General features: G+C 36.1%; 18 protein-coding genes. 11 read left to right on the top strand and 7 right to left on the bottom strand.

Features of this window, described 5'->3' with window-relative positions; all coding sequences use genetic code 11:
• Nucleotides 1-243 precede the first annotated feature (243 nt).
• The 3 genes from M4I44_RS19705 (at nucleotide 244) to M4I44_RS19695 (ending at nucleotide 8,216) form a co-directional block, all read left to right on the top strand.
• On the top strand, nucleotides 244-5,220 hold the full coding sequence (locus tag M4I44_RS19705) for a glycosyl hydrolase family 18 protein (protein ID WP_249965850.1): 4,977 nt from the start codon (nucleotides 244-246) through the stop codon (nucleotides 5,218-5,220).
• Between the two features lie 407 nt (nucleotides 5,221-5,627).
• The gene (locus tag M4I44_RS19700) at nucleotides 5,628-6,428 is read left to right on the top strand and encodes a TlpA disulfide reductase family protein (RefSeq protein ID WP_249965849.1); all 801 of its coding nucleotides are present in this window, start codon (nucleotides 5,628-5,630) and stop codon (nucleotides 6,426-6,428) included.
• 168 nt (nucleotides 6,429-6,596) lie between these two features.
• Nucleotides 6,597-8,216 (top strand): ABC-F family ATP-binding cassette domain-containing protein, encoded by a 1,620-nt coding sequence (locus tag M4I44_RS19695; RefSeq protein WP_249965848.1) that lies wholly within the window; start codon nucleotides 6,597-6,599, stop codon nucleotides 8,214-8,216.
• Between the two features lie 59 nt (nucleotides 8,217-8,275).
• Here the strand turns inward: M4I44_RS19695 and M4I44_RS19690 are convergent, their stop codons facing one another.
• Nucleotides 8,276-8,449, bottom strand: coding sequence for a hypothetical protein (locus tag M4I44_RS19690; RefSeq protein ID WP_017497625.1), 174 nt, complete (start codon nucleotides 8,447-8,449; stop codon nucleotides 8,276-8,278).
• Between the two features lie 240 nt (nucleotides 8,450-8,689).
• On the opposite strand from M4I44_RS19690, the gene M4I44_RS19685 reads away from it, so the two are divergent.
• The gene (locus tag M4I44_RS19685; RefSeq protein WP_249965847.1) at nucleotides 8,690-11,434 is read left to right on the top strand and encodes a fibronectin type III domain-containing protein; all 2,745 of its coding nucleotides are present in this window, start codon (nucleotides 8,690-8,692) and stop codon (nucleotides 11,432-11,434) included.
• A 59-nt stretch (nucleotides 11,435-11,493) separates the two neighbouring features.
• Here the strand turns inward: M4I44_RS19685 and M4I44_RS19680 are convergent, their stop codons facing one another.
• The 5 genes from M4I44_RS19680 to M4I44_RS19660 all read right to left on the bottom strand — a co-directional run bounded on the left by M4I44_RS19680 (nucleotide 11,494) and on the right by M4I44_RS19660 (nucleotide 15,202).
• Nucleotides 11,494-12,066: a DinB family protein gene (locus tag M4I44_RS19680; protein ID WP_249965846.1), complete on the bottom strand. Its 573-nt coding sequence runs from the start codon at nucleotides 12,064-12,066 to the stop codon at nucleotides 11,494-11,496.
• A 57-nt stretch (nucleotides 12,067-12,123) separates the two neighbouring features.
• The gene (locus M4I44_RS19675; protein WP_249965845.1) at nucleotides 12,124-12,633 is read right to left on the bottom strand and encodes a Crp/Fnr family transcriptional regulator; all 510 of its coding nucleotides are present in this window, start codon (nucleotides 12,631-12,633) and stop codon (nucleotides 12,124-12,126) included.
• Entirely contained in the window at nucleotides 12,608-13,258 is a 651-nt protein-coding gene (locus M4I44_RS19670) for a class I SAM-dependent methyltransferase (protein ID WP_249965844.1), read from the bottom strand. The genes M4I44_RS19675 and M4I44_RS19670 overlap by 26 nt, the downstream gene beginning before the upstream one ends.
• Nucleotides 13,259-13,450: 192 nt before the next feature.
• Entirely contained in the window at nucleotides 13,451-14,527 is a 1,077-nt protein-coding gene (locus M4I44_RS19665; protein ID WP_249965843.1) for a DUF418 domain-containing protein, read from the bottom strand.
• 72 nt (nucleotides 14,528-14,599) lie between these two features.
• Entirely contained in the window at nucleotides 14,600-15,202 is a 603-nt protein-coding gene (locus tag M4I44_RS19660; protein WP_249965842.1) for a Crp/Fnr family transcriptional regulator, read from the bottom strand.
• Between the two features lie 308 nt (nucleotides 15,203-15,510).
• On the opposite strand from M4I44_RS19660, the gene pyrR reads away from it, so the two are divergent.
• From pyrR to M4I44_RS19625, 7 genes are all read left to right on the top strand, one after another.
• Entirely contained in the window at nucleotides 15,511-16,050 is a 540-nt protein-coding gene (pyrR, locus tag M4I44_RS19655; protein ID WP_017497618.1) for a bifunctional pyr operon transcriptional regulator/uracil phosphoribosyltransferase PyrR, read from the top strand.
• An 18-nt stretch (nucleotides 16,051-16,068) separates the two neighbouring features.
• Nucleotides 16,069-16,710, top strand: coding sequence for a hypothetical protein (locus M4I44_RS19650; RefSeq protein ID WP_249965841.1), 642 nt, complete (start codon nucleotides 16,069-16,071; stop codon nucleotides 16,708-16,710).
• An 82-nt stretch (nucleotides 16,711-16,792) separates the two neighbouring features.
• Nucleotides 16,793-17,722 carry an aspartate carbamoyltransferase catalytic subunit gene (locus tag M4I44_RS19645; RefSeq protein WP_017497616.1) on the top strand — a complete coding sequence of 310 codons (930 nt, stop codon included), beginning with the start codon at nucleotides 16,793-16,795 and terminating at the stop codon, nucleotides 17,720-17,722.
• A 148-nt stretch (nucleotides 17,723-17,870) separates the two neighbouring features.
• The gene (locus M4I44_RS19640; protein WP_017497615.1) at nucleotides 17,871-18,203 is read left to right on the top strand and encodes a hypothetical protein; all 333 of its coding nucleotides are present in this window, start codon (nucleotides 17,871-17,873) and stop codon (nucleotides 18,201-18,203) included.
• Nucleotides 18,204-18,299: 96 nt separating this feature from the next.
• Entirely contained in the window at nucleotides 18,300-19,205 is a 906-nt protein-coding gene (locus M4I44_RS19635; protein ID WP_249965840.1) for a ribonuclease Z, read from the top strand.
• A 129-nt stretch (nucleotides 19,206-19,334) separates the two neighbouring features.
• Complete coding sequence (pdxH, locus tag M4I44_RS19630; protein WP_249965839.1) at nucleotides 19,335-19,979, top strand: pyridoxamine 5'-phosphate oxidase; 645 nt, start codon at nucleotides 19,335-19,337, stop codon at nucleotides 19,977-19,979.
• Nucleotides 19,980-20,150: 171 nt separating this feature from the next.
• Nucleotides 20,151-20,663 (top strand): CAP domain-containing protein, encoded by a 513-nt coding sequence (locus M4I44_RS19625; protein WP_017497612.1) that lies wholly within the window; start codon nucleotides 20,151-20,153, stop codon nucleotides 20,661-20,663.
• A gap of 377 nt (nucleotides 20,664-21,040) precedes the next feature.
• Here M4I44_RS19625 and M4I44_RS19620 read toward each other — a convergent pair whose 3' ends face one another.
• Nucleotides 21,041-22,981, bottom strand: coding sequence for an OmpA family protein (locus M4I44_RS19620; RefSeq protein ID WP_249965838.1), 1,941 nt, complete (start codon nucleotides 22,979-22,981; stop codon nucleotides 21,041-21,043).
• Nucleotides 22,982-22,987: the final 6 nt, after the last annotated feature.

Genomic DNA, 22,987 nt, shown 5'->3' with positions numbered 1-22,987 from the left:
TGTTTAAACTAATTTTTTTAAAAATTAAATAAATATCAGTCACTACTATTCACTAATGATTATGGCTAGGATCAGTAATAGTAATATTTATTTTTAGAAGTAATGAATTAAAAATCCAGTGTGTCGTGATGTTATTTATTCGCGGTGTATTGAACCCCGGTTATCGTATTTATTTGCCGCATTTTGGCAGGTAAGGTATTGTAATTGGAATATTTATTATCTATTAACCAATATTTATTAACTATGAAACATTATTACAGATTACTCTTTATGTTACTGTTTCCCTTACTTGCGTCGGCCCAACCAGCCCACGGCAAAAAAGTAGTAGGGTATTATGCGCAATGGGCTATTTATGCCCGGGATTTCAACGTTCCCAAGATAGACGGGAGCAAGATAACCCATTTGAATTATTCTTTTTACGGGACAACTTTTGACCCTGCCCGTCCGGAGAATACAAAATTAAAATGTTTGGATACCTATGCTGATTATGAGCATACGGAAGGCGGAATTCCATGGGATGCTCCTGTAAAAGGGAATTTTTATGACTTGAAAAAGTTGAAAGAAAAGTATCCGCATTTAAAAATTTTAATCTCTGTTGGAGGATGGACTAAAGGTCAGGATCTTTCTCCAATTGCCGCAAGTCCGGTGGCAAGAGCTGCTTTAGCTGCAGATATGGCAAACTTCATTGTCACTTATCCGTTTATTGACGGATTTGATATTGACTGGGAGTATCCTCTTATGGGAGGAACAGACGGTACTGAAATCGTGAACGGAATCCCGGTTCCTCCACAAAAATACCACCCCGATGACAATAAAAACCTTGTACTTTTATTAAAAGCCATGCGTCAGGCAATGCCTAATAAACTAGTGACTATTGCAGCCGGAAACAATGTTCGAAATGTGCCTAAACAATACTTAGGACCAAACAACAGAGCACAGTATGGAATGACCGAAGATATTTCAACGTACTGTGATTACATTACTTACTTTGGATATGATTTTGGCGGAAACTGGTATGATAAAACATGTTACAATGCTCCTCTTTATGGAAGCGGAAACCCGAATGATCCATTATATGGTGCAACTCAGTCAGAATCACTTGATGAGTTAACGAACATCTATTTGAATGTAGTTGGTTTTCCTGCCAATAAATTAATCATGGGATTACCTTTTTACGGCAAGAAATTTGACAACGTTGCCAATAACGGAACCAATCCAAACTTTCCTGGGTTATTTGTTGCTGCACCAAGATATAATGTTGCAGGCTGTACAAATCCGCAAAACCCAACAGGAACCTGGGACGGACCGGCAGCTTGTGAGAAATCCGGAAGTATCGAAATTTGTGGCCTGGTTGGAAATCCGGTTACCAATTCACATGCTTTTTTAGATCCAAATACCATGTTAGTTACGCCAACGGCAGCTGCTGCAGGTTGGGTAAGGTATTTTGATAACACGACTAAAGTTCCTTATTTGTACAATAGTAGTTTGAAACAGTTTATCAGTTATGAAGATAAACAATCAATGGATTTAAAAGTACAGTACATCAAATCTAAAAATCTGGCCGGTGGTATGATTTGGGAATTATCTCAGGATACCAGAGGTTCTATCCCTAATTCACTTTTAACTCAGGTAGATACTTCGTTTAAAAGTATTGTCGAAGGTACCGTAAGTATTGGAGGTTCTGTAAAAAATGGAACAGCTTTGGTTACAAACGTTACTGTAGAAATTAGAAATGCAAGTAATGTAGTTTTAGAAAGCGTAGTGTCTCCGACAGGTAATTTTACATTTTATAATTTACCAAAGAATCAAAACTATACCCTTACGGCGATAAAGACTGCCTATACTTTTACACCGGTTAGCTTAACAAATGTTGCTGCTGATCAGACAGGAGTTGTGATTCAGGGGACACAGCCATTGTACACCGTAAGTGGAACTATTGTAGTTGGCACTAGCACTACACCAGTTTCAGGAGTTACAGTTACAGCAACTTCCGGTACGACCGTTTTAACTGCTGTTTCCGGTACTAATGGAACCTACAGTGTTACAGGTTTAACTGCTGGACTTAATTTTACAGTTTCAGCTGCTAAAACAGGCTTTCCTTATACACCAGCTGTGACAACTTACAATGCAATTGATAGCAATAAAACGTTAAATTTTGTTCAAGGGGCTCCGATTGTGTATTACACGGTTAGTGGTACAATTTTAAACGGAACTACACCGGCTGTGGGAGTTACGGTTACCGCAACATCAACAGGAGCGCCTGTTTCCACAACTTCTGGCGCAAATGGTACTTATTCGCTTAGTCTTCCTTCTGGTGTAGATTATACAATATCAGCCTCAGCTACAGGAAAAACTTATACGCCAGCTTCAACAGTTTATACCAATCTAATAGCCAACAAAACGTTGAATTTAACCGAGTATAACGTTGGAACCAATAAAATTAGCGGTACAGTTAAAAACGGTACAGTTCCGGTTGCAGGAGCTAAAGTAGAAATCGTTTTACCTTGGACTGACAATACACACGGATGGAAAAGCGTTTTGGCGACTACAGATGCACAAGGAAATTATAGCTTTGCCAATTCAGTTGTAGACGGATATACTACTGTTTCAAGTTTGAAATTGAATGCGTGGCAAAATAACGACGTTAATTATTTTCCAAATAATCTGACCAGTTTTGCTGTTCCGTCAACCCCTACGGTTTATAATTTCAATACCGCTGCTACTGCAAGAACATCCTCTTATGCAATGAGCGGAAAAGTGCTAAACGGAACTACTCCGGTATCAGGAGCTGTAGTTTCGGCAGTTTCAGGTACGACAGTTTTAACTGCTACAACAGATAGAAATGGAGCTTATTCTTTTGCAGGTTTAACTTCAGGATCAGATTATAAGGTATCTGTTGCTAAAACGAACTTAACATTTGCTCCGGTTTCAGCAGTTTCAACAACAGAGTCTGGGAACAAAACTCTTGACTTTACGCAAAATTTGGTAAGTGCTAATCTAATTAGTGGTACTGTTAAAAATGGTACAGCTCCGGTTGCAAATGCAAAAGTAGAACTTATTGTGCCTTGGACCGATAACACGCATCCATGGAAAAGCGTTTTGGCTACAACAGATGCTCAGGGGAACTTTAGCTATGACAACACAGTTACAGCGGGTTATGCGCAAGTTTTAAGTTTGAAATTAAATTCTTGGCAAAATGGTGAAGTAAGTTACTTCCCAAATAATCTGGCAAATTTTGCAATGCCAACGACACCAACAGTTTATAATTTCAATAGAAATGCAGTTACACCACCTCAGGTTACCATTACAGCGCCTTCTGCAGCAACGGTAGCTATTGCTCCGGGAACTGCGATACAGCTAAAAGCAACTGCAAGTGTAGATGCCAGCTTAACTATTTCGTCAGTGGTGTTCAACATCAACGGACAAAATATTACAGCAGCGCTTTCAGGAACGGAATACGTAGCAAACTGGACACCGGTTTTAGCAGATTTCAATAAAAATTATACATTAAAAGCAACCGTAACTGCATCAAGCGGTGCGACTGCAGAAAATACAAAAACGTTTGCTTTACAATGTTCAGGGACAAATTGTCCTAATTCATTGCCTGTAATTACTTGGATTTCACCATCGAACACTACAATAAATCAACCTTCTTTGCAGGTTGTGCCAATTTCGGTTACAGCTGTTGATAGTGACGGATCGGTTTCAGGTGTTACGATTACAATCAATGGAGGAACCTTCAACATGACGGCAGGTACTAATAATACCTATACGTATAATTTTACACCAGCTGCTTATCAGGATTATCCGATTGTAATTAAAGCAACCGATGATAAAGCTGCTGTAACTACCTTAAACAATGCCATTAAAATTGTTAAGGAAGATACTACTAGATGGCGTCCGCTTCCAGGAAAAATTGTTTTAGGATATGCACATTCCTGGGAAAATGCTGGAGCTCCATTTTTATATTTCTCTCAAATGGTGGGAAGCAAATTTAACGTAGTGGATTATGCTTTCGTAGAAACGGTTAACCGTGATGGTTATACTCCGGTATTAACTACAAATGATGCAAGATATTTGACCAATGGTGTTTTCGATAAGCAATTGTTGAAAAACGATATAAAATCTTTAAGAAATAGCGGGGTTCCTGTTATTGTATCTATCGGAGGTCAAAATGGTCATGTTGTTTTAGAGAACGTAACTCAAAAGAATATTTTTGTTAATGGTCTGAAAGCAATTATTGACGAGTACCAATTTGACGGAGTTGATATCGATTTTGAAGGCGGATCGATGAATTTTAACGCAGGAGGTTTAAGAGATATTTCTTATGCGGGTATTTCTGCTTATCCAAGATTGAAAAACGTAGTAGATGCTTTTAAAGAATTAAAAGCTTTCTATGGCCCTGGATTTTTATTAACTGCCGCTCCGGAAACACAATATGTGCAAGGAGGATATTCTACCTACAATGATACTTTTGGTTCCTTCCTGCCAGTTATTCACAACTTGCGTAATGAATTAGATTTGTTAGCTGTACAATTGTATAATACAGGAGGAGAGAACGGATTAGACGGTCAGTATTATGGTTCATCTAAGAGAGGAAACATGGTAACAGCTCTAACTGATATGCTGATAAAAGGGTACAACATTGGTACAACAGGAATGCGTTTTGATGGTTTACCGCCTTCAAAAATCCTTATAGCATTACCAGCTTGTCCAAGTGCAGCGGGAAGTGGTTTTATAACACCGGCAGAAGGAGTTAGTGCGATGCATTATTTAAGAACCGGAACCACTTTTTCAGGAAGAACATACACTATGCAGCCAGGCGGGCCATATCCTGCTTTAAGAGGTTTTATGACTTGGTCTGTTAACTGGGATTTTTCTTCTTGTGGTAATTCATCTGAATTGTCTAAAGCGTATGCAGCGTATTTTGCAGGACAAACTGCCGCAAGAGCGTTACCTGAAGGAATCGAAACGAAAAGTACGACTATCGCTTACTTTAAAAACGATGCTTTATTAGTAACAACTGACTCTGGAGATATTGCTCAGGTAGAAGTTTTCAATACCATTGGACAACCATTGGTAAGTCATAGAAATGTTCATCAAAACAAAGAAGTGGTGCTTCATAACTACAGCTTTACCACTAAGCAATTATTTTTAGTTGTGGTGACGGACAAAGCAGGAAATAAAAAATCATTCAAAGTAATGAACTTTTTGAACTAAAAGGGCACTATTGAAGAATGAAAAATACAGAAATAAAAAGTTGGAATGGTTAAAATTGAGTTTGGTTATTTATTTTTTAATCTAATTTTTATTTCGAATAAATGCTGCAAATTGAGGTGATTTGTTATTTGGTTTTCACCTGAAGGAAGCGCATTATAAACCCGACAATTGTATTGTCGGGTTTTTTTTTGTTTAAAATGATTTAATCTTTATGTTGAGGTAAAGGACACGGATAAAACGGATTTGCTATCGGAAAGACGCAGATAAAAACGGATTTTAAAAATCAGTGTAAATCCGCGTTTTCGTGAAACGAATCTGTCTCATCCGCGTCACAACCTTTTAAAAAAACTTTGCGAACCTTGCGAAAACCTTGCGTCATTGCGGTTAAAAAAAAACTTTCACTACTTTTGAGATCAAATACAATTATCTTAGATTCCATGCAGAAATTTGTCAGCTTTATTATAATTTTTCTCTTTTTCGCCATAAGTACCGCACAGAATAGATTCGGAGCTCCGGAAGTTGATCCTGTTCAAATTCAAAAAACGTACACAGACTGGTCCGTTTATCAGAGCAAAAAAATCATGCTTTCCATAGATTTTATTGCTCTGGATTCTTCAAAAGAAATTTCAAAAGAGACTTTTTTAGAGCAGTTGGCAAACGGAAATTTCATCCCAATTCGATTAGAATCAGAACCCGAAATGTATGTTTATAAATTATTCGAAATTCAGCCCGGGACTGATAGCAGTATAAAGGCAACGATGAACCAGATTGGTTTTGACGCTCTTAAGAATTACAAAATGGAAGGAACCGCTTTTCCTAAATTCTCATTTAAAGATCTGGATGGAAACTTGGTTAGCAATGAATCGATGAAAGGAAAGATAGTGGTGATCAAATGCTGGTACATTCATTGCACACCCTGTATCAGAGAATTTCCGCAAGTCAACAAATTAGCTGCGGAATACAAAGACCGAAAAGACATTCTGTTTATAAGCCTTGCAGAAGATGCTGCAGCGCAGTTAAAAACATTTCTGGCAAGAAAACCATTGTCATATTCCGTTATTCCCGATATGAAAGTATACATGAATGAAGCCTTGCAGTTAAATTCATTTCCAACGCATTTTATTTTAAACAAAGAGGGTATGATTGCTAAAGTGCTTCCTAATTTTGAGAGTTTAGAAGTCGCTTTGGCGAAAGAAAGCAGACAGTAAGATGTAAGCAGTAAAATGTGAAATGTAATCTGTAAAATATAAGCTGTAAACGGTGAACTGTAGGTTAGATAACATCTTACATTTTACAGATTACATTTCACTATTGTCCCCTTTGCAACTCTGAACCTTTTTTCATACTTTTGCACCAAATTAATTAAAAAGACATTCATGTTAACAGTCAATAATTTATCAGTTCAGTTTGGCAAACGAATTTTGTTCGACGAAGTAAATACTACTTTCACTCATGGGAATATTTATGGAGTTATTGGAGCCAATGGTGCTGGAAAATCTACTTTTCTAAAAATCTTAGCAGGAGATATTGATCCTACATCAGGACATATTCATTTAGAACCGGGAAAACGTATGTCGGTTTTGAACCAAAATCACAACATGTTCGATGAGCATACGGTTTTGGAAACTGTTTTGATGGGAAATAAAGTTTTGTATGCTGTTAAGAAAGAAATGGATGAACTTTATGCAGACTACAACGATAAAAACGCAGACAGAATTGGAGAACTTCAGGTTCAGTTTGAAGAAATGAACGGTTGGAATGCCGACTCTGATGCTGCGGCCATGTTGTCTAACTTAGGAATCACAGAGGCAGATCATTATACTCTAATGGGTGATTTGGAAGGAAAAATTAAAGTACGTGTGCTTTTGGCGCAGGCACTTTTTGGAAATCCGGATGTACTTATCATGGATGAGCCTACCAACGACTTGGACTTTGAAACCATTGCGTGGTTAGAGAATTTCCTTGCGAATTATGAAAATACTGTAATTGTAGTGTCTCACGACCGTCACTTTTTAGATGCGGTTTGTACACATATTTCTGATATTGATTTTGGAAAAATAAACCACTACTCAGGAAACTATACGTTCTGGTACGAGTCCAGCCAATTAGCGGCAAAACAACGTGCACAGCAGAACAAAAAAGCAGAAGAGAAGAAACAGGAACTTGAAGAATTTATTCGTCGTTTTAGTGCAAACGTTGCGAAATCGAAACAAGCTACTTCTCGTAAAAAAATGATTTCGAAATTGAATATTTCTGAAATTAAACCTTCAAGCCGTCGTTATCCTGCGATTATTTTTGATCAGGATCGTGAAGCCGGAGATCAGATTTTGAATGTTGAAGGTCTGGCAGCTTCTATCGATGGCGATCTTTTGTTTAAAGATGTTGATTTGAATATGGCAAAAGGCGATAAAATCGTTCTTTTTTCTAAAGATTCACGTGCTACAACAGCATTCTACCAAATTTTGAACAACGAACAAAAGGCAGATGCCGGAACCTTTGATTGGGGAATTACAACCAATCAGGCTTATTTACCGGCTGAGAATCATTCTTTCTTTGAAAATGATCTGACTTTGGTAGATTGGTTACGCCAGTACGCCAAAACAGAAGAAGAGCGTGATGAGGTTTTTATTAGAGGATTCTTAGGGAAAATGATTTTCTCCGGAGAAGAGGCGTTAAAAACAAGCCGCGTATTATCAGGAGGGGAAAAAGTACGTTGTATGCTGTCCAGAATGATGATGGAGAGAGCCAATATCTTAATGCTTGATGAGCCAACCAATCACTTAGATCTGGAGTCCATTACAGCTTTTAATAACTCATTGAAAAATTTTAAAGGTTCCGTAATTTTCACCACACATGACCACGAGTTTGCACAAACTGTTGGTAACAGAGTAGTGGAGTTAACACCAAACGGAGTCATAGACCGTTACATGACATTTGACGAATACCTGGACGATGAAAAAATTCAGGAATTAAGAAAAAAAATGTACAACCTGTAATTTTATAATTTATAATAAGAGAAATCCCGTTCGCTAGCTGAACGGGATTTTTTTTTGATTTATTTTTTGCCAAACAGTTTAGCGAAAATGAAGATAATTATCGCAATAATAAAAATAACGATAAAGATACCAAAGCCCATTCCGGCTTTAAAAATGTCTCCGATAACTTCGCAGCTCGTAAATAAAAATAATAGTACAAATACCATTAACAAACGTTTGATTTTATTTTGCATGACTTTGATGTTTTAAGAACTTGCTGTTCTGATTCGTATAACTTAAAATTAGGCCAAAAAACAAGAAAGATCTTATATGATTTAATTAAAAAGTTCTATGATTTAGATTAAAATCAACTAGGTGCAAAAGGTTAAACAACTTTACAATAAAGAGAAGTAAAGATAAGGGAAAGGTAATGTTCTCTTAAAAGCTATTACGTTTTCGAACAATACTTTTGTTCGATCTAAACAAAAAAACGTATGAAAAAACTTTACTTATTATTTATGCTTCTGGGGTTAAGTTATGCTTCAAAAGCGCAAAAATTATTTCCTTATCTGCAAAACGCGACACCAACATCTATTTATGTTAACTGGAAAACGGACAGTAATCCGGAATCTATTGTAGAGTACGGAACAACAGCATCGAGTCTAAATGTTACTGTTACCGGTAATACAAATGTTTTTACAGATTCAGGTTATCCGGGTAATTATTTCTACCATAGTGCAAAGCTGACGAACCTTTCGCCTAACACGAAATATTTCTACAGAATAAAAACCGGAGCAGATGTGTCTTCGGTTTATTCTTTTAAAACATTGCCCAATCCGGGACAAGCAGCAACAGCTAATGGACACATTCGGTTTTTGATTATGGGGGATAATCAACTGAAAGCTGTTCCGCGTTATGATTCTTTAGTGTCAGCGGCCAAAAGAAAAATAAGACAAAAATGGGGAAAAGACGCATCTCCGGATGATAATATCTCTATGACTTTTATGGTGGGGGATCAGGTTGATGTGGGAACTTTAGATCATTACGAAAATGTGCATTTTAAAAAGAACAGAGGGTTATCAGGTAATGTACCTATTCAGACCACAGTAGGAAACCATGAAACCTACGGAACGCTGGGAATGAACTCCTATTATGAACATTTTTATATAAGCGAGCTTTCGTATAAAGGCATTTCGTCAGGAACAGAGAATTATTATGCACAGCAGGCTGGTAATGTTTTGTTTATCAGTTTAAGTTCAGAACATACAGGGGCAGAACAGCTAAGCTGGTTGCAAAAAGTTCTTACCGCTGCAAATGCGGATAATACTGTAGAATGGATTTTCTCTTTAAGCCACAGACCTTATCAGGCAGAGCAATATGTAGGTGATATTTCGACTTGGGTTCGTAATACAGCCGTGCCGTTATTGGTAACTTCTCCAAAATATTCGATGCATATTGGGGCGCACCATCATTTGTATCATCGTGGACAATTGAAAAATACACCTACCTATAATATTATTTCGGGAGGTACGGCCTGGGATCAATATTGGGGATCTTCTACAGAGCAGGATTTTGATGATGTGCAGAAAACCATTTGTAACTGGATTTACCAAATTGTAGATATTGACGTGACAAACGGAAAAATGGACATTGAAAGTTATTCTATTGGAAGTGTTGATAAATGGAAGAACAACCAGTTAATGGATGAATTTCATCGATATAAAAACAAAGCGGCACCTGCCAAACCTTCGATTACGAATACTTTTACTGCGACAAATACATTGCCGTTAACCGTTTCCGGATCGACTTATACGACAACTACAGATGAGAAGTTGAATACCAGTCAGTTTTTGATTTCTCAAACACCAACATTCGATATTGTAAAGAAAGAAGTATATCGAGATTTTGAAAATTTATACGGAAAGTACGGCACTAAGAAAGATTCGACCGTAAACATCAATCTGGGTGTAGATATTACTAAAATGGATTTGGCTTCTAATTCACTTCCAAATGGCAAATACTATGTGAAGTTAAGATACAGAGACCGTAATCTTGAATGGTCACCATGGAGCGATGTTCAGACTTTTACGATTACAGGAAGTAACAATGTAAATACGGCAATAGTTACAGATGCTCTGACTTATTCGTTGAACACACCTATAAAAGTTGATTTTACTGATGCTCCGGCCAGTACTTCAACGTGGATTGGTTTATACAAAGAAGGGCAGACTCCGGGAGGTTCTTCGCCATCGCAAACCTGGAAATATACGGACGGAAGTGCCAGCGGATTTATTACTTTCTCTAGCGGACTGGCTACTAAAGGACGCTACTATGCTGCAATATTTTCAAATGGAGGATACACGGAAATTGCGCCGCGAAAATACTTTTATGTAGGGCCGGTTCCGACCTTAACGACTGATAAAACCGAGTATTCTGTTGGAACTCCTATCCTTATTAATTATACTAATGGTCCGCAACTGGCAAAAGACTGGATTGGTATTTACAGAATGGGGGTTAATCCCGGATCCGGAGTTACAGCAACAAGCTGGCAATACGTTACAACGGCTGCAGATGCTAAATCTTTCACAGGACTGCCAAAAGGCTATTATTATGCCGAGTATTATTTACAGGACGGATTTAATCCGATTGGAAACAAAGTATTTTTTAAAGTAGGAGCAGTTGTTACCGAATTATGGATCAATAAACCGGTTTATGATTTGGGCGAGCAGATTACCACTTCGTGGACAGACGCTCCGGGAATTGTAAAAGACTGGTTGGGAATTTATCATGATGGAGATAATCCGAATGAAAAACCTCTGGTGAGTTATACCTATTTCGAAGGACTTTCTGAAGGAACAAAAAATATTGCTGCTACAGAATTGCCAACAGAAAAAGGGAAATACTTTTTGGTAATGTTTACTAACGATTCTTATAATGAAGTTTCAAACAGAGTTTCTTTTGAAGTAATCGATCCACATCTGAACAACGATGAATTTAAAATCGATAATGGTTTGAGAGTGTATCCAAATCCAACAAAGAATGATACGGAAACCTTTATTCAATCTGAATATCCTATTGATGAAATAGAAATTTACAGCATGGAAGGGAAACTATTATATGCTACAAAAAATGTAAACAATAATAAGTTTTCTCTAATCAATCAGGATTTACCGAAAGGAGTTTATATTCTAAAAATACATTCCCGTAAATTGTTTACGGCTAAACTAATTGTGAAGTAGTTTTTTTTTTTTTTTTTGAAACCCCATTTGCATCCGTAAGTGGGGTTTCGTTTTTTAGGTCATGACAGTTCGTGTACTGGACCTGTCTTTTTTATTGACTCTTTTATGGTATCAATTTGATTCAGATGTCGCAGGATATGATGAATAAAAAATTGAAAAGTATCTCCCAGTTTTAGTCTTAGTAAATGGGATAAAGAAGTGGGGATTTTTATACGATTTAAACTCACCTTTTTGGATTGTTCCAGTAACGCTAATAATTCAAATTGTTGATTGATGAATTTGTCAATTACACTTTTGTCAAGCTCAGAGTTTAATGGATTTTTGTCTTTAAAGGTTTTCATTTTGTTCAGCTTTTCTTTCGGAAGCATACTTTTGGCAAAATAACCTCCTAAAAATCCGCTATTAAAATGGGTTTCAGAAGAGGTTTTCGAGTTCTTTATTTTGTTTTTTATCTCAGGTAGATAATAATCACCATACAAGTTCAAATGCTCCATGCATTCCAAAATGTTCCAGGAAGCAGGATTTTCTCTCCAGGTCAAAGTTTGTATAGTAGCATTCTTAAGTTTTTCAGCCTGATTGATACTATCTCTCGTTTGATTGATTAGTAACTGTATGAGTTTTTCTGATTGCATAGGTTTAATTTTTGAAGCAAAGTTTCAAAAAGTTTTTCCGGAAATGATTGATCGAAATCAAGACTTTTTTAATCTTGATAAAGTCTCTGGTGTCATTCTTAGATAGTTGGCAATATGTTTGTTTGGGACTTCCTGAAAAAGCTGCGGACTTCTCCTTAAAACTCTTTGGTATCTTTCTTTTGGAGAATTGGTTAAAATATCAATTTCACGTTCCATTTGCTGCACTACTAAGTTTTCTAAAATAGTAATCCATAGGTTTTTATTGGTTTCAATTTTTAAAAACTGATCTATTTGCTTTTTTGTTATAATCTTTACAACTGTTTTTTTAATCGCCTGAATACACAAATCAGAAGGCCTTCCGGTTAAGAAAGAATCCAGTGACACAATTAAATTTTGTTGGTAACCAAATCGAATGATTTGTTCTTCATCGTCATCATCCAGTACAAAAAGACGCAGACTGCCGCTTTCTACAAAGTAAATAGTATCGTCCATACTGCCTTTTACTTTAAGAAATTCATTTCTGCTTATGGTTATTGTTTTTTCAGAAAGTGCAATGATTTCTTTCATTTTTTTGAGCAATTAGTATCGTATGAATTTCAATATTTTCGGATTTTGGATATTTAACTTCAAACGATTTAATGATTTTGAAATTATGTATAGAAAGCTGTTTTTCTATGTTCTTTAAATTATGATAATAGAAATATGTTCGGTCGCCGGTACTTCCCGAAATGAAACCTGATTCAGTAGAATGCCCTTCAACAAAACTAAGATAAAAAATACCATTAGGACAGAGTATTTTATCAGTGCTGTTGATAAGTTTGGAACAATCTTCTTCGGACAAGTAGGGCAGACAAAAACCACAAATAATGGCATCAAATTGTTGATTTACTTTGTTGAGGTCTCGCGTATCCATTACTTCAAACTGGGCAGAAGGATTGTTCTTTTGTGCTAATTCAATCATTTTGGGAGCAATGTCAATCCCCCTAATTTTTAAATTGGGTTTCTTTGATAATAAATATTTTGTGATGTTTCCCGGACCACAGCCAATTTCAAAGATCTGAAGCTGTTCGTTTTTCAAAGCATCACAAAAAAAGTCGTAAGTTTCATTATACAGCTTTAAATCCATGAACTTATCTTGATAAATAGTTGCAATTTTATCCCAGGTTTCGAAAGTTTCTTTGTATTGATCCATAGCTTTAATCTTGTGTTTGGTCTGTAAGCAAGAAGTATAGGTAAGTGTTGTACTGCTAAATTATAATTTTAAATTTAGAGACGGAAATAGTTTTTTGATGTAGACTTTTAGTCCGGTCTCCAGCTTTAAGGTTTCTTTTGACAGTTTATGGCCGGCTCAAAATGATTGGGCAATGGTTCCGGTAAAATTTAGTTAGCGGGTTATTTTTCGCATAAGGGCTTCAAATGGGCCATTCTGAAAGTGTCTTGCCCAAAGTTTACTAAAGTAGTAACTGAGTGCAAAGTACGCAATTGAAAACAGTAAAATATAAATTGGTTCTGTTGCTTTCTGATCTGCTGAATATTGGACCAGATCATTACCTGTTAGTGCAGAAAATAAAATGATCCCAATAGTAAGATGTGAAATGTAATGCGTAAGCGTCATTTGACCTGTTGGTGCAAAATTTTGTACATATTGGTTATTTCCGTTTTTTTCTCCTATGTACATAAAGAAGGCAATCAGCATCAGAGCAAATCCGGAGGTGCTTAGCATAAAAGGAAGGTACGGAGGGAGATAATCGGCATTGATAAATAAATGTAAATTCTCTGAAAGTACAAATTGGCCGGACAATAATTGAAGTAATGCTATCGATACATACAATAAAAGGCCAATAATAAACATCTTCTTCTGAATCTTTTTACTGTTCCAGTTTAGTCTTCCGAGATACATTCCTAAAAGAAAATAAGCAATCCAGGGGAATACAGCATTCCAGCCGTTGTAAAAAGTATTTCTGACAAACCCGTTCAGAGTATAAAAATCTTTGTATTGAAAAGTGGCAATGTTCCAGCCCGTTTCATAGGGAACAATAAAAATTAAAAAGTGAAAACTAAAGATCGCCACAGCCGCCAAAAACAGAAAAAATCTTTTGTCTAAAAAGATTAAAAAAGCAATTATGAACATATAGCAACCGTAAAAGTGCAGAATATCGGCAGGCCAGATCAGGTTAAGCAAAAGTCCAATGACAAATAAAAAACCAGCCCGTTTGAGGATGGTATTTCTCAGCTTGTTTTTCTCGGCAGGAGTATATTCAACTCTGTTGGTCATAAGCGCAATACCCATTCCTGCCAGTATCACAAAAACAGAGCTTGAGTTGCCGCTAAAGAGAGACATAAATTGTGCAACAGTACTTTGGTCGTTATGGGAGCCAAAAACCATATTGAAATTAACGATAAACATTCCGAAGATGGCATATGCTCTTGCCAGGTCAAATCCTATAATTCTTTGTTTCATTTTTTTATATTTTATGAAACAAATGTCGAAATGAAAAATCGCGGGAAATTTGACTTAAGTCAAATAATACATTTAAATTTTGGACCGGATCCTGCTTAGAGTTTCCAAAGATATTCCAAGATAAGAAGCAATATGTGTAAGCTGGATGTTTTTAATAATATGCGAATGCTCTTTAATTAATTTAAGATAGCGGGTCGTAGCGTCCAGTGTGCGAAACTGAAACAAGCGATCCTCCAGCCAAATTGCATAATATTCGGTGAGCATCAAATCTAATTCTGTCAATTTTGGGAATTGCTTTTTTGCATTCTGAAATTCTTTAAAGTCAGTTTGTGAAACGGTGATGTCTGTGACGGCCTGAATGAATTCGTTGCTTGTCGTTTGCAGGCAATAACTATTAAAAGATACCGCGATATCCTCTTTAAAGTATAATTCTGTCGTGATTTCTTTTCCATCATCGAGGTAGTACTTTCTAACAATCCCTTCTTCTATAAAATAGCTTTTACTGCAAATTTCATCTTGCCGTAATAAAAACTCCCCTTTTTTTAAACTTCTGGTAGTGGAAATGTTATTTAAAGCGGCTAAGGTTTCCTGATCAAGGCTGTTTATAAAAGTATCTATTTTTGTGAGATAGGAATTCATTTTTTCGGTATGTATTCGGTTTTTAAAAGTAATCATAGCCAGGATGATTATTTTTCTCCTAATCTTATGTGTTTTGGTTGGTCAAATATAATAAAATAGCAAAAAGGATCTGATTAAGTTAAGAGATGTTGATGACGTTGTACGAAAGTTTTTTTTAACTTGTATGGTTTCATAAGCGACAAATTGAAATTTGCTGCTGTACTATTATTCATTTCTACTGGATTTAAAAAGAATGCTTTGTGCTATTACAACGTTAAAAATTTATTCAAATATTTGTATTTAGAAAGAGACTACAAATAAATTCTGATTTTGTATATTTGCCCAACCAAACATTATACTTAATTATGAGCCAAAAAGTATTACTTAATTCAAAAGAAGTTACTATCATACTCCATCGTTTGGCTTGTCAGTTAATCGAAAAACATCTTGATTTTTCAGATACTATTTTAATCGGAATTCAGCCAAGAGGTGTTTTTTTAGCTGAACGTTTGAAACAAATATTAGAAAGCGAGTACAAAACGCCCGAAATTTCTCTGGGTTATTTAGATATCACCTTTTTTAGAGACGATTTCCGCCGCACCGAAAAACCGCTTGAAGCGAATAAAACCCAAATCAATTTTATAGTCGAAAATAAAAAAGTCATTTTTATTGATGACGTTTTGTTTACCGGACGAAGCATTCGTTCCGCGTTAACTGCTATTCAGTCTTTTGGAAGACCTTCAGAAATTGAATTGTTAGTTTTAATTGACCGACGTTTTAGTCGCAATTTACCTATTCAGCCCGATTATCGTGGTCGCCAGGTAGATGCTATTAATGACGAAAAAGTTAAGGTGAGCTGGAAAGAAAATGAAGGTGAAGATGTGGTCTATTTGATAACAAATTAACGATTAAATAAAAAAAGGATGACAGAGAATGAAGCTTTTATTTATGAATCAATTTTTAACCAAGTTAGAATGGGATTTCTGTCTCTTGATGAGATTCAGGAAAATATTCTGGAAGAAATTGAAGACAACGAATTTGAGGATGAAATCTCTGAAGAGTGGGCTTTTGATAAAATAAGAGAAGAAAACCAAAAATTACTTTCAGAAAGTAAACAATGGAAAAGTCCAACAGATGCGGAAAGATTAATAAAAGCGTTTGATGAATTAGCCGATAGAAATATTATTGCACTTCATAATGCGGGGTATACCACATCGGATGGGGAATATGAAGTTGTTGAGGTAGAAAGAACGTTACGTGAAAACGAAGTAGAATCTGACGGATATTGTTTTTATCACGAACAAGATTTAGCAAGAGGAGTAGCTGTAAAAGATTCAAGTTTGTTTATCGCTTTTCAGAAAGTAGATAATGAGGATGATGCGACAACAATAGAAGTAGGTAAAATAGTTGCCGAAGTTTTAAGAGATAACGGCTTCACTCTGAATTGGAATGAATCTGCGAGAACAAAAATAGAAATTCCAGGTTTCAAATGGCAGCATCTTTTTGATGAAGATGCCAGAGATTTGCAGGATTACAGCGAAGTTGTAGAAAGAATGATTCAATAGAGGAGTTGTTCTTTGTAGCAGTATTAAAACTGAGCATGTCAGGAATTCATGAATTTGACAAATAAATATTAAAGAAATAAAAATGAAAGAATTAAGCGTAGATCATTTATTGGGAATTAAATATATCAATGAAAATGATATTAACCTGATTTTTGAAACGGCCGATCATTTTAAAGAAGTCATTAACAGACCTATTAAAAAAGTTCCTTCATTACGAGATATTACCATTGCCAATATTTTCTTCGAGAACAGTACAAGAACTAAACTTTCCTTCGAATTGGCACAAAAAAGATTATCGGCTGATGTGATTAGTTTTTCGGCAGCCCAGTCTTCGGTTAAAAAAGGGGAGACCCTGATTGATACTGTAAATAATATCCTTTCAATGAAAGTTGATATGGTTGTAATGCGCCACTCCAATCCCGGAGCGGCTTATTTTTTATCCAAAAATGTCAAAGCCAGTATCGTGAATGCCGGAGACGGAGCACACGAACACCCAACTCAGGCTTTATTAGACAGTTATTCGATTAGAGAAAAATTAGGCGATGTGGCCGGAAAAAAAGTGGTTATTGTAGGAGATATTCTGCATTCGAGAGTAGCTTTGTCTAACATATATGCTTTAAAGATGCAGGGAGCTGAGGTAAAAGTCTGCGGGCCAAAAACACTGATTCCGAGATATATTGAATCACTTGGTGTCACAGTTGAACCCAATTTGCGTAAAGCTTTAGAGTGGTGTGATGTTGCTAATATGCTTCGTGTTCAAAACGAACGTATGGATGTGAACTTTTTTCCATCGACACGTGAGTATGCACAGCAATACGGAGTAGATAAACCGTTACTGGATTCTCTTGGGAAAGAAATCGTAATCATGCACCCGGGACCAATTAACAGAGGAGTAGAGATTACTTCCGAAGTGGCTGACTCTGATCATTCTGTTATTTTGAATCAGGTCGAAAACGGAGTAGCGATCAGAATGGCGGTGATTTATTTGCTCGCGTCCAAGATTCAACAGTAATTGAGATAGTCTTCAGTCTCAGTCTTGACTGTAAAATTTCTCGGAGACTGAAAACTGAGAACTGAGACTGAGAACTGGGAATAAGAACTGAAAACTAAAAAAACTTCGTACCTTAGCTTTTCAAATCAGAAGTGTATATAGTAAAAAAATGAAAGTAGATCAAAAAGGACATACCGTTACAATTAAAGATACCCAGGGAGATTTTAATGCTTTTTTGGAAAGGGTAACGCAACAGTTTAAAACCTTTGAAAAACAAAATATTATAATCGATTTATCAGCAGATAGTGATGTGTCGGAAAAAGAGGTAAAACTTTTTTTACCCCTTGCCAAGCAGCAGAAGAAAGCCAAAAAATCATTTGTAATAGTAGTTTCAGATCTTGACTTTAATGCCATTTCAGATAAATTAGTCGTTGTTCCGTCACTTTTGGAAGCGCATGATATTATCGAAATGGAGGAAATCGAAAGAGACCTTGGATTTTAAAATAAGTTTAATTGTTTATTCGGTTAACGGTTTAATCGATTTAAATTAGTTTTAGCCGATTAAACGATTTATCAAATAAACGAATAAACAGTAAAATTGAAATTAACTATACTTGGCTGTTATGCCGCAACTCCCAGAACAATTACGAACCCTACTTCACAGGTTTTAGAAATAAGAAATCGTTTATTTTTAATTGATTGCGGTGAGGGAACACAGGTACAGCTTAGAAAGAATAAGATTAAATTCTCAAAAATAAATCACATCTTTATCTCGCACCTTCACGGAGATCACCTTTATGGATTAATTGGAACTATTTCTACTTTTTCTCTTTTAGGAAGAACAACCGATTTACATATTTACGGACCGAAAGGGATTAAAGAACTTATTCTGCTTCAATTAAAATTGACGGAATCCTGGACGACCTATAAATTGTTTTTCCATGAATTAGAGTCTAAAGAAAGCGAAGTTATTTTTGAAGACAATAAGGTGATTGTAAAAACGATTCCGTTGAAGCATCGCGTGTATACAAACGGATTTTTGTTTCAGGAAAAACCCGGTGATCGAAAATTGAATGTAGAAGCGGTTCAGCAGTACAATATTCATACAGCCTATTTTCAAAAAATAAAAGGTGGTGGTGACGTTACACTTGACGATGGAACCGTAATAAAGAACAAAGAATTATCCTTTGATCCTATTCCGTCAATGAGTTATGCGTTTTGTTCCGATACCGTGTATCATGAAGATGTACTTCCTATAATTAAGGATGTTGATGTTTTATACCACGAATCTACCTTTTTGGAATCAGAAGCCGCTTTGGCACTGAAAACGTTACATTCAACCGCAAAAGAAGCGGCAACAATTGCGCTTAAAGCAAATGCAAAGAAGTTAATTCTGGGGCATTATTCAACACGTTATGATGGTATCGAACGTTTTAAAGAAGAAGCCGAAACTATTTTTCCAAACACATTTTTGGGAGATGACGGGAGGAGTTTTGAGTTTTAAAATGTGAAATGTGAGTTGTACGGATGAGTTATAAATGATTAAAGCCGTAAATTGTTGATAATCTAGGAATATGTAATCAAAAAAATCTACAGTCTAGAATCAGCGATCTGCAATCTAAAATATAAAATCATGAACGATTTAAGCAATTATAGAAAATCTTACGAAAAGAGTGAATTATTGGAAACCAATATTCCCGAAGACCCAATCAATTTGTTCAACCGATGGTTTCATGAGGTAGAAGATTTTGGCGGAAACGGAGAAGTTAATGCCATGACAGTTTCGACAATTGGATTGGATGGTTTCCCGAAATCCAGAGTGGTTTTATTAAAGAAATTTTCAGAGGAAGGTTTTATTTTTTATACCAATTATGATTCGGAAAAAGGGAAGGCGATAGCCGCAAATCCGCATGTGTGTTTGTCTTTTTTCTGGCAGGAGATGGAACGCCAGGTAATCATAAAAGGAATCGCTGTAAAAACATCAGAGAACATATCAGATGGTTATTTTGATTCTCGTCCTGATGGAAGTAAATTGGGTGCGATGGTTTCGAAGCAAAGCGAAGTGATTTCGTCCCGAACTTTTTTGGAAGAAAATTTGAAAAAACTGGAAAAAGAGTTCGAAGGAAAACACATTCCAAGACCTGAAAATTGGGGTGGTTTTTTAGTAACTCCTTTAGAGGTAGAATTTTGGCAGGGGAGACCCAATAGATTGCATGACAGAATTCGTTACCAAAGCCAATCTGACTTTTCATGGAAGATTGAAAGATTATCCTCTTAGCTTGTAGGATTATTACATTTGATTGTAAAATTATTGCGTATTTTATCGATATTATTTGTAGTTTAACGATAAATTGAATAAGTTTGAGAAAGAAACAAGTCAATTTATTTTAATAAATATTTAAAGGATTTGCCCCAACATCTACTTTAAAAATTAAACTACTATGTCATTATGAAAAAGATGATGCGTAACATGAGGTTCGTTGCAATAGTTGCCCTACTTGTTGCAATGAGCTCCTGTTCAGCGGACAGCGCAGAGGGTAGCGAAAGCCCTGCTACAGCCGAGGCTGTCGTTGCTAACTACAATTACAATGATTCGGAAATCGAATCGATGAAACTTATCAATGATTATCGGGTAAGTATTGGTTTGAATACTTTGAAAGGAATCAATCACGTTTCCTTTAAGTGCGAAGAACACAACAAATACATGATCGCAAACAATGTGGTTGATCATAATGATTTTACTTCGCGTTCCAATAATATCATGAGTGTTTTAGGTGCTAAAAAAGTAGGCGAAAATGTTGCTTACAATTATAAAACTTCTGAGGCTGCTTTAAGAGCCTGGCTCGATAGCCCCGGACACAAGGCAAATATTGAAGGAGACTATACTCATTTTGGTTTGTCAGTTTCGATTGACCCTAAAAGCGGAAAGAAATACTATACTAACATCTTTGTGAAGATGTAGAGAAAATATTGAACTGGTTTAGTTTTTATTGATCGTTGTAATTCAGAGAATTGCAACGATTTTTTTTTGGCTATGTATGAAATTAGTCCTTAAGGTGTACTGATGTAAACGTGGGTTAGTTGTTCTCAAAGAGTCTAAACAAAGCATAAGATTAAACGCTATGAGTGACGAAAACTAGGGTTTGTGTAAAGCCTAATCCCAAATAAATAAAGAAGACGAATCATACAGGTTCGTTTCACGAAAACGGAATTTTAAAGGAGTTATTTACAAGTTTAAAAAAAAATCCAAATTCCAATCAGTGTTTAATCTGTTTTTGGAATTTGGAATTTTAGAGTTTAAAATATTACGTTTTTTTAGAATTATTTGAATTTGGTTTTTTACAAGGCTGTGATAATAAATTCGCTTCTTCTGTTCATTTGATGTTGTTCTTCTGTACACGGTACACCATCAGAACAGCCATTTACCAGTTGGGTTTCTCCATATCCTTTTCCGGTGAGCCTGTTTTTAGCGATTCCGTTTTTAACGAGCCATGCAATAGTCGATTTTGCTCTTCTGTCAGATAAGGCTTCGTTGTATTGATGTGTAGCACGACTGTCTGTGTGGGAACGAATATCAAGTTTCATTGTTGGATGGCTGTTTAAGACATCAAGTATTTTTTCTAAATCCAGAGCAGCTTCTGTACGGATATTTGATTTATCCAGATCAAAGTAAATCATTTTGATACCAAAACATTTTCCTAAATCATCGCCAATAGTGACTTTACAGGCAGATTTATCCAAAGCAATAGGAAGACTGGTTTTTCCGGTTAGTTTTCCAATGGTAATATTGATTTCTTTGGTTGTATATTCTTCTTTTTCGGCTCTTACATTATATGTTTTTCCACATTCAACAGGGAAACTGTAAAAACCGGTTGCATCTGAAATAGTCGTGTTTTTTATATTGCCCAGATTGTCATACAAGGTTAATTTTGTGTTTGGTAAGACAGCTAAGGTTTCAGAGTCTGTAATGATTCCGTTTAGCTCTTGTATGCATTGCAGTTTTCTTGTTTCGAGAAATTTGTAGATATCATCAGAACCTTGTCCGCCATCTTTATTAGAGCTAAAATAGCCTCTTCTGGATGCGGGATCAATAATGTAGGCAAAATCATCTTTAGGCGAGTTAACATCCGCTCCAAGATTCTGAATATTGCTTATGGTTCCGTTATCTTCAATTTGGCCTACAAAAACGTCCAGACCGCCTAGTCCGGGATGTCCGTCAGAAGCAAAATAAATTTCATTATCGCTGGTAACAAACGGAAATGTTTCTTTTCCTTGTGTATTTATGACTTTACCTAAGTTCATAGGTGTGCCATAACTGCCATTGCCATTGATGCTTACTTTGTAAATATCAGATTGTCCTACTGTTCCGGGCATATCTGAGGCGAAATACAGTGTTTTCTCATCTGGACTAAGTGCAGGATGTGCCGTACTGTAATTATCACTGTCAAAAGGAAGTTCGGTTATGTTGGTCCATTTTCCGTTTTCAAGAGTGGCTCTGTATATTTTGATTAAAGTAATTTTGTTGTCATCTTTTCCTTTTTTACCGTTTATATAATTGTTTCTGGTAAAGTAAACCGTTTGTCCGTCTTTCGTAAAAGCGGGAGAAGACTCATGAAACTTTGTATTAAGAGAGGTTTTGAATTTATTGACTTTCACTGTGCTGTTGGCAGGAGGGTCAATATCGGCAAAATACAAATTCGTAAAATATTCTCCGGTCCATTTGTGTTTGCGTTGTGAAAAGTTTCCGGTATCCCGGGCAGAGGCAAAGTATATTTTACCGTTGTAAACATAGGAACTGTAATCGGAGTATTTAGAGTTGATTCCGGCATCTTCAATTTTGTATCGGCCGGAATTGGCTTTGATTTTGTCCAGATAGTTAACATCCTCGGCATATAATTTTGCTCTGTCGTCGTTTTTAGATTTAGACAAAAAATCAGCCATAATTTTACCAGCCTTATCGGTTTGTCCGGTTGATTTCAGACATTGTGCATATCGATAGTAATACTCTGGCTCGACAACGGTGTTCATCGCAAACAATTCACCGTACCATTTTGCAGCAGCTTCAAAGTTAGAGTTGAAGTAGTATGAGTTTCCGAGCTTCTTAAACAAATCTTCCGATTTGTATCCTTTATCAGCTACACGTTCATAGGTTTTAATAGCGTCGATATACGCATAATTATCGTAGTTCTTATCGGCAGTATTAATTTTCGATTGTTGCGCATAACTGCCGGCTGAAAAAGAACAGATAATTGTTAAGCAAAGGAGTATATAATTTTTCATAATCGT

Source organism: Flavobacterium sp. B183 (genome assembly GCF_023539155.1).
In the GTDB taxonomy this organism is placed as follows: Bacteria; Bacteroidota; Bacteroidia; order Flavobacteriales; family Flavobacteriaceae; genus Flavobacterium; species Flavobacterium tructae.
The sequence above is the reverse complement of the archived record's forward strand: the minus strand, read 5'-3'. Positions and strand labels throughout refer to the sequence as shown.

Excerpts from the sequence above, each read along its gene's own strand:
- M4I44_RS19620 (WP_249965838.1), bottom strand. The coding sequence starts at position 22,981 with ATGAAAAATTATATACTCCTTTGCTTAACAATTATCTGTTCTTTTTCA.
- M4I44_RS19660 (WP_249965842.1), bottom strand. The coding sequence starts at position 15,202 with ATGATTACTTTTAAAAACCGAATACATACCGAAAAAATGAATTCCTAT.
- pdxH (WP_249965839.1), top strand. The coding sequence starts at position 19,335 with ATGAACGATTTAAGCAATTATAGAAAATCTTACGAAAAGAGTGAATTA.
- M4I44_RS19670 (WP_249965844.1), bottom strand. The coding sequence starts at position 13,258 with ATGGATCAATACAAAGAAACTTTCGAAACCTGGGATAAAATTGCAACT.
- M4I44_RS19695 (WP_249965848.1), top strand. The coding sequence starts at position 6,597 with ATGTTAACAGTCAATAATTTATCAGTTCAGTTTGGCAAACGAATTTTG.
- M4I44_RS19690 (WP_017497625.1), bottom strand. The coding sequence starts at position 8,449 with ATGCAAAATAAAATCAAACGTTTGTTAATGGTATTTGTACTATTATTT.
- M4I44_RS19625 (WP_017497612.1), top strand. The coding sequence starts at position 20,151 with ATGAAAAAGATGATGCGTAACATGAGGTTCGTTGCAATAGTTGCCCTA.
- M4I44_RS19705 (WP_249965850.1), top strand. The coding sequence starts at position 244 with ATGAAACATTATTACAGATTACTCTTTATGTTACTGTTTCCCTTACTT.
- M4I44_RS19645 (WP_017497616.1), top strand. The coding sequence starts at position 16,793 with ATGAAAGAATTAAGCGTAGATCATTTATTGGGAATTAAATATATCAAT.
- M4I44_RS19640 (WP_017497615.1), top strand. The coding sequence starts at position 17,871 with ATGAAAGTAGATCAAAAAGGACATACCGTTACAATTAAAGATACCCAG.
- M4I44_RS19680 (WP_249965846.1), bottom strand. The coding sequence starts at position 12,066 with ATGCAATCAGAAAAACTCATACAGTTACTAATCAATCAAACGAGAGAT.
- M4I44_RS19665 (WP_249965843.1), bottom strand. The coding sequence starts at position 14,527 with ATGAAACAAAGAATTATAGGATTTGACCTGGCAAGAGCATATGCCATC.
- M4I44_RS19675 (WP_249965845.1), bottom strand. The coding sequence starts at position 12,633 with ATGAAAGAAATCATTGCACTTTCTGAAAAAACAATAACCATAAGCAGA.
- M4I44_RS19685 (WP_249965847.1), top strand. The coding sequence starts at position 8,690 with ATGAAAAAACTTTACTTATTATTTATGCTTCTGGGGTTAAGTTATGCT.
- pyrR (WP_017497618.1), top strand. The coding sequence starts at position 15,511 with ATGAGCCAAAAAGTATTACTTAATTCAAAAGAAGTTACTATCATACTC.
- M4I44_RS19650 (WP_249965841.1), top strand. The coding sequence starts at position 16,069 with ATGACAGAGAATGAAGCTTTTATTTATGAATCAATTTTTAACCAAGTT.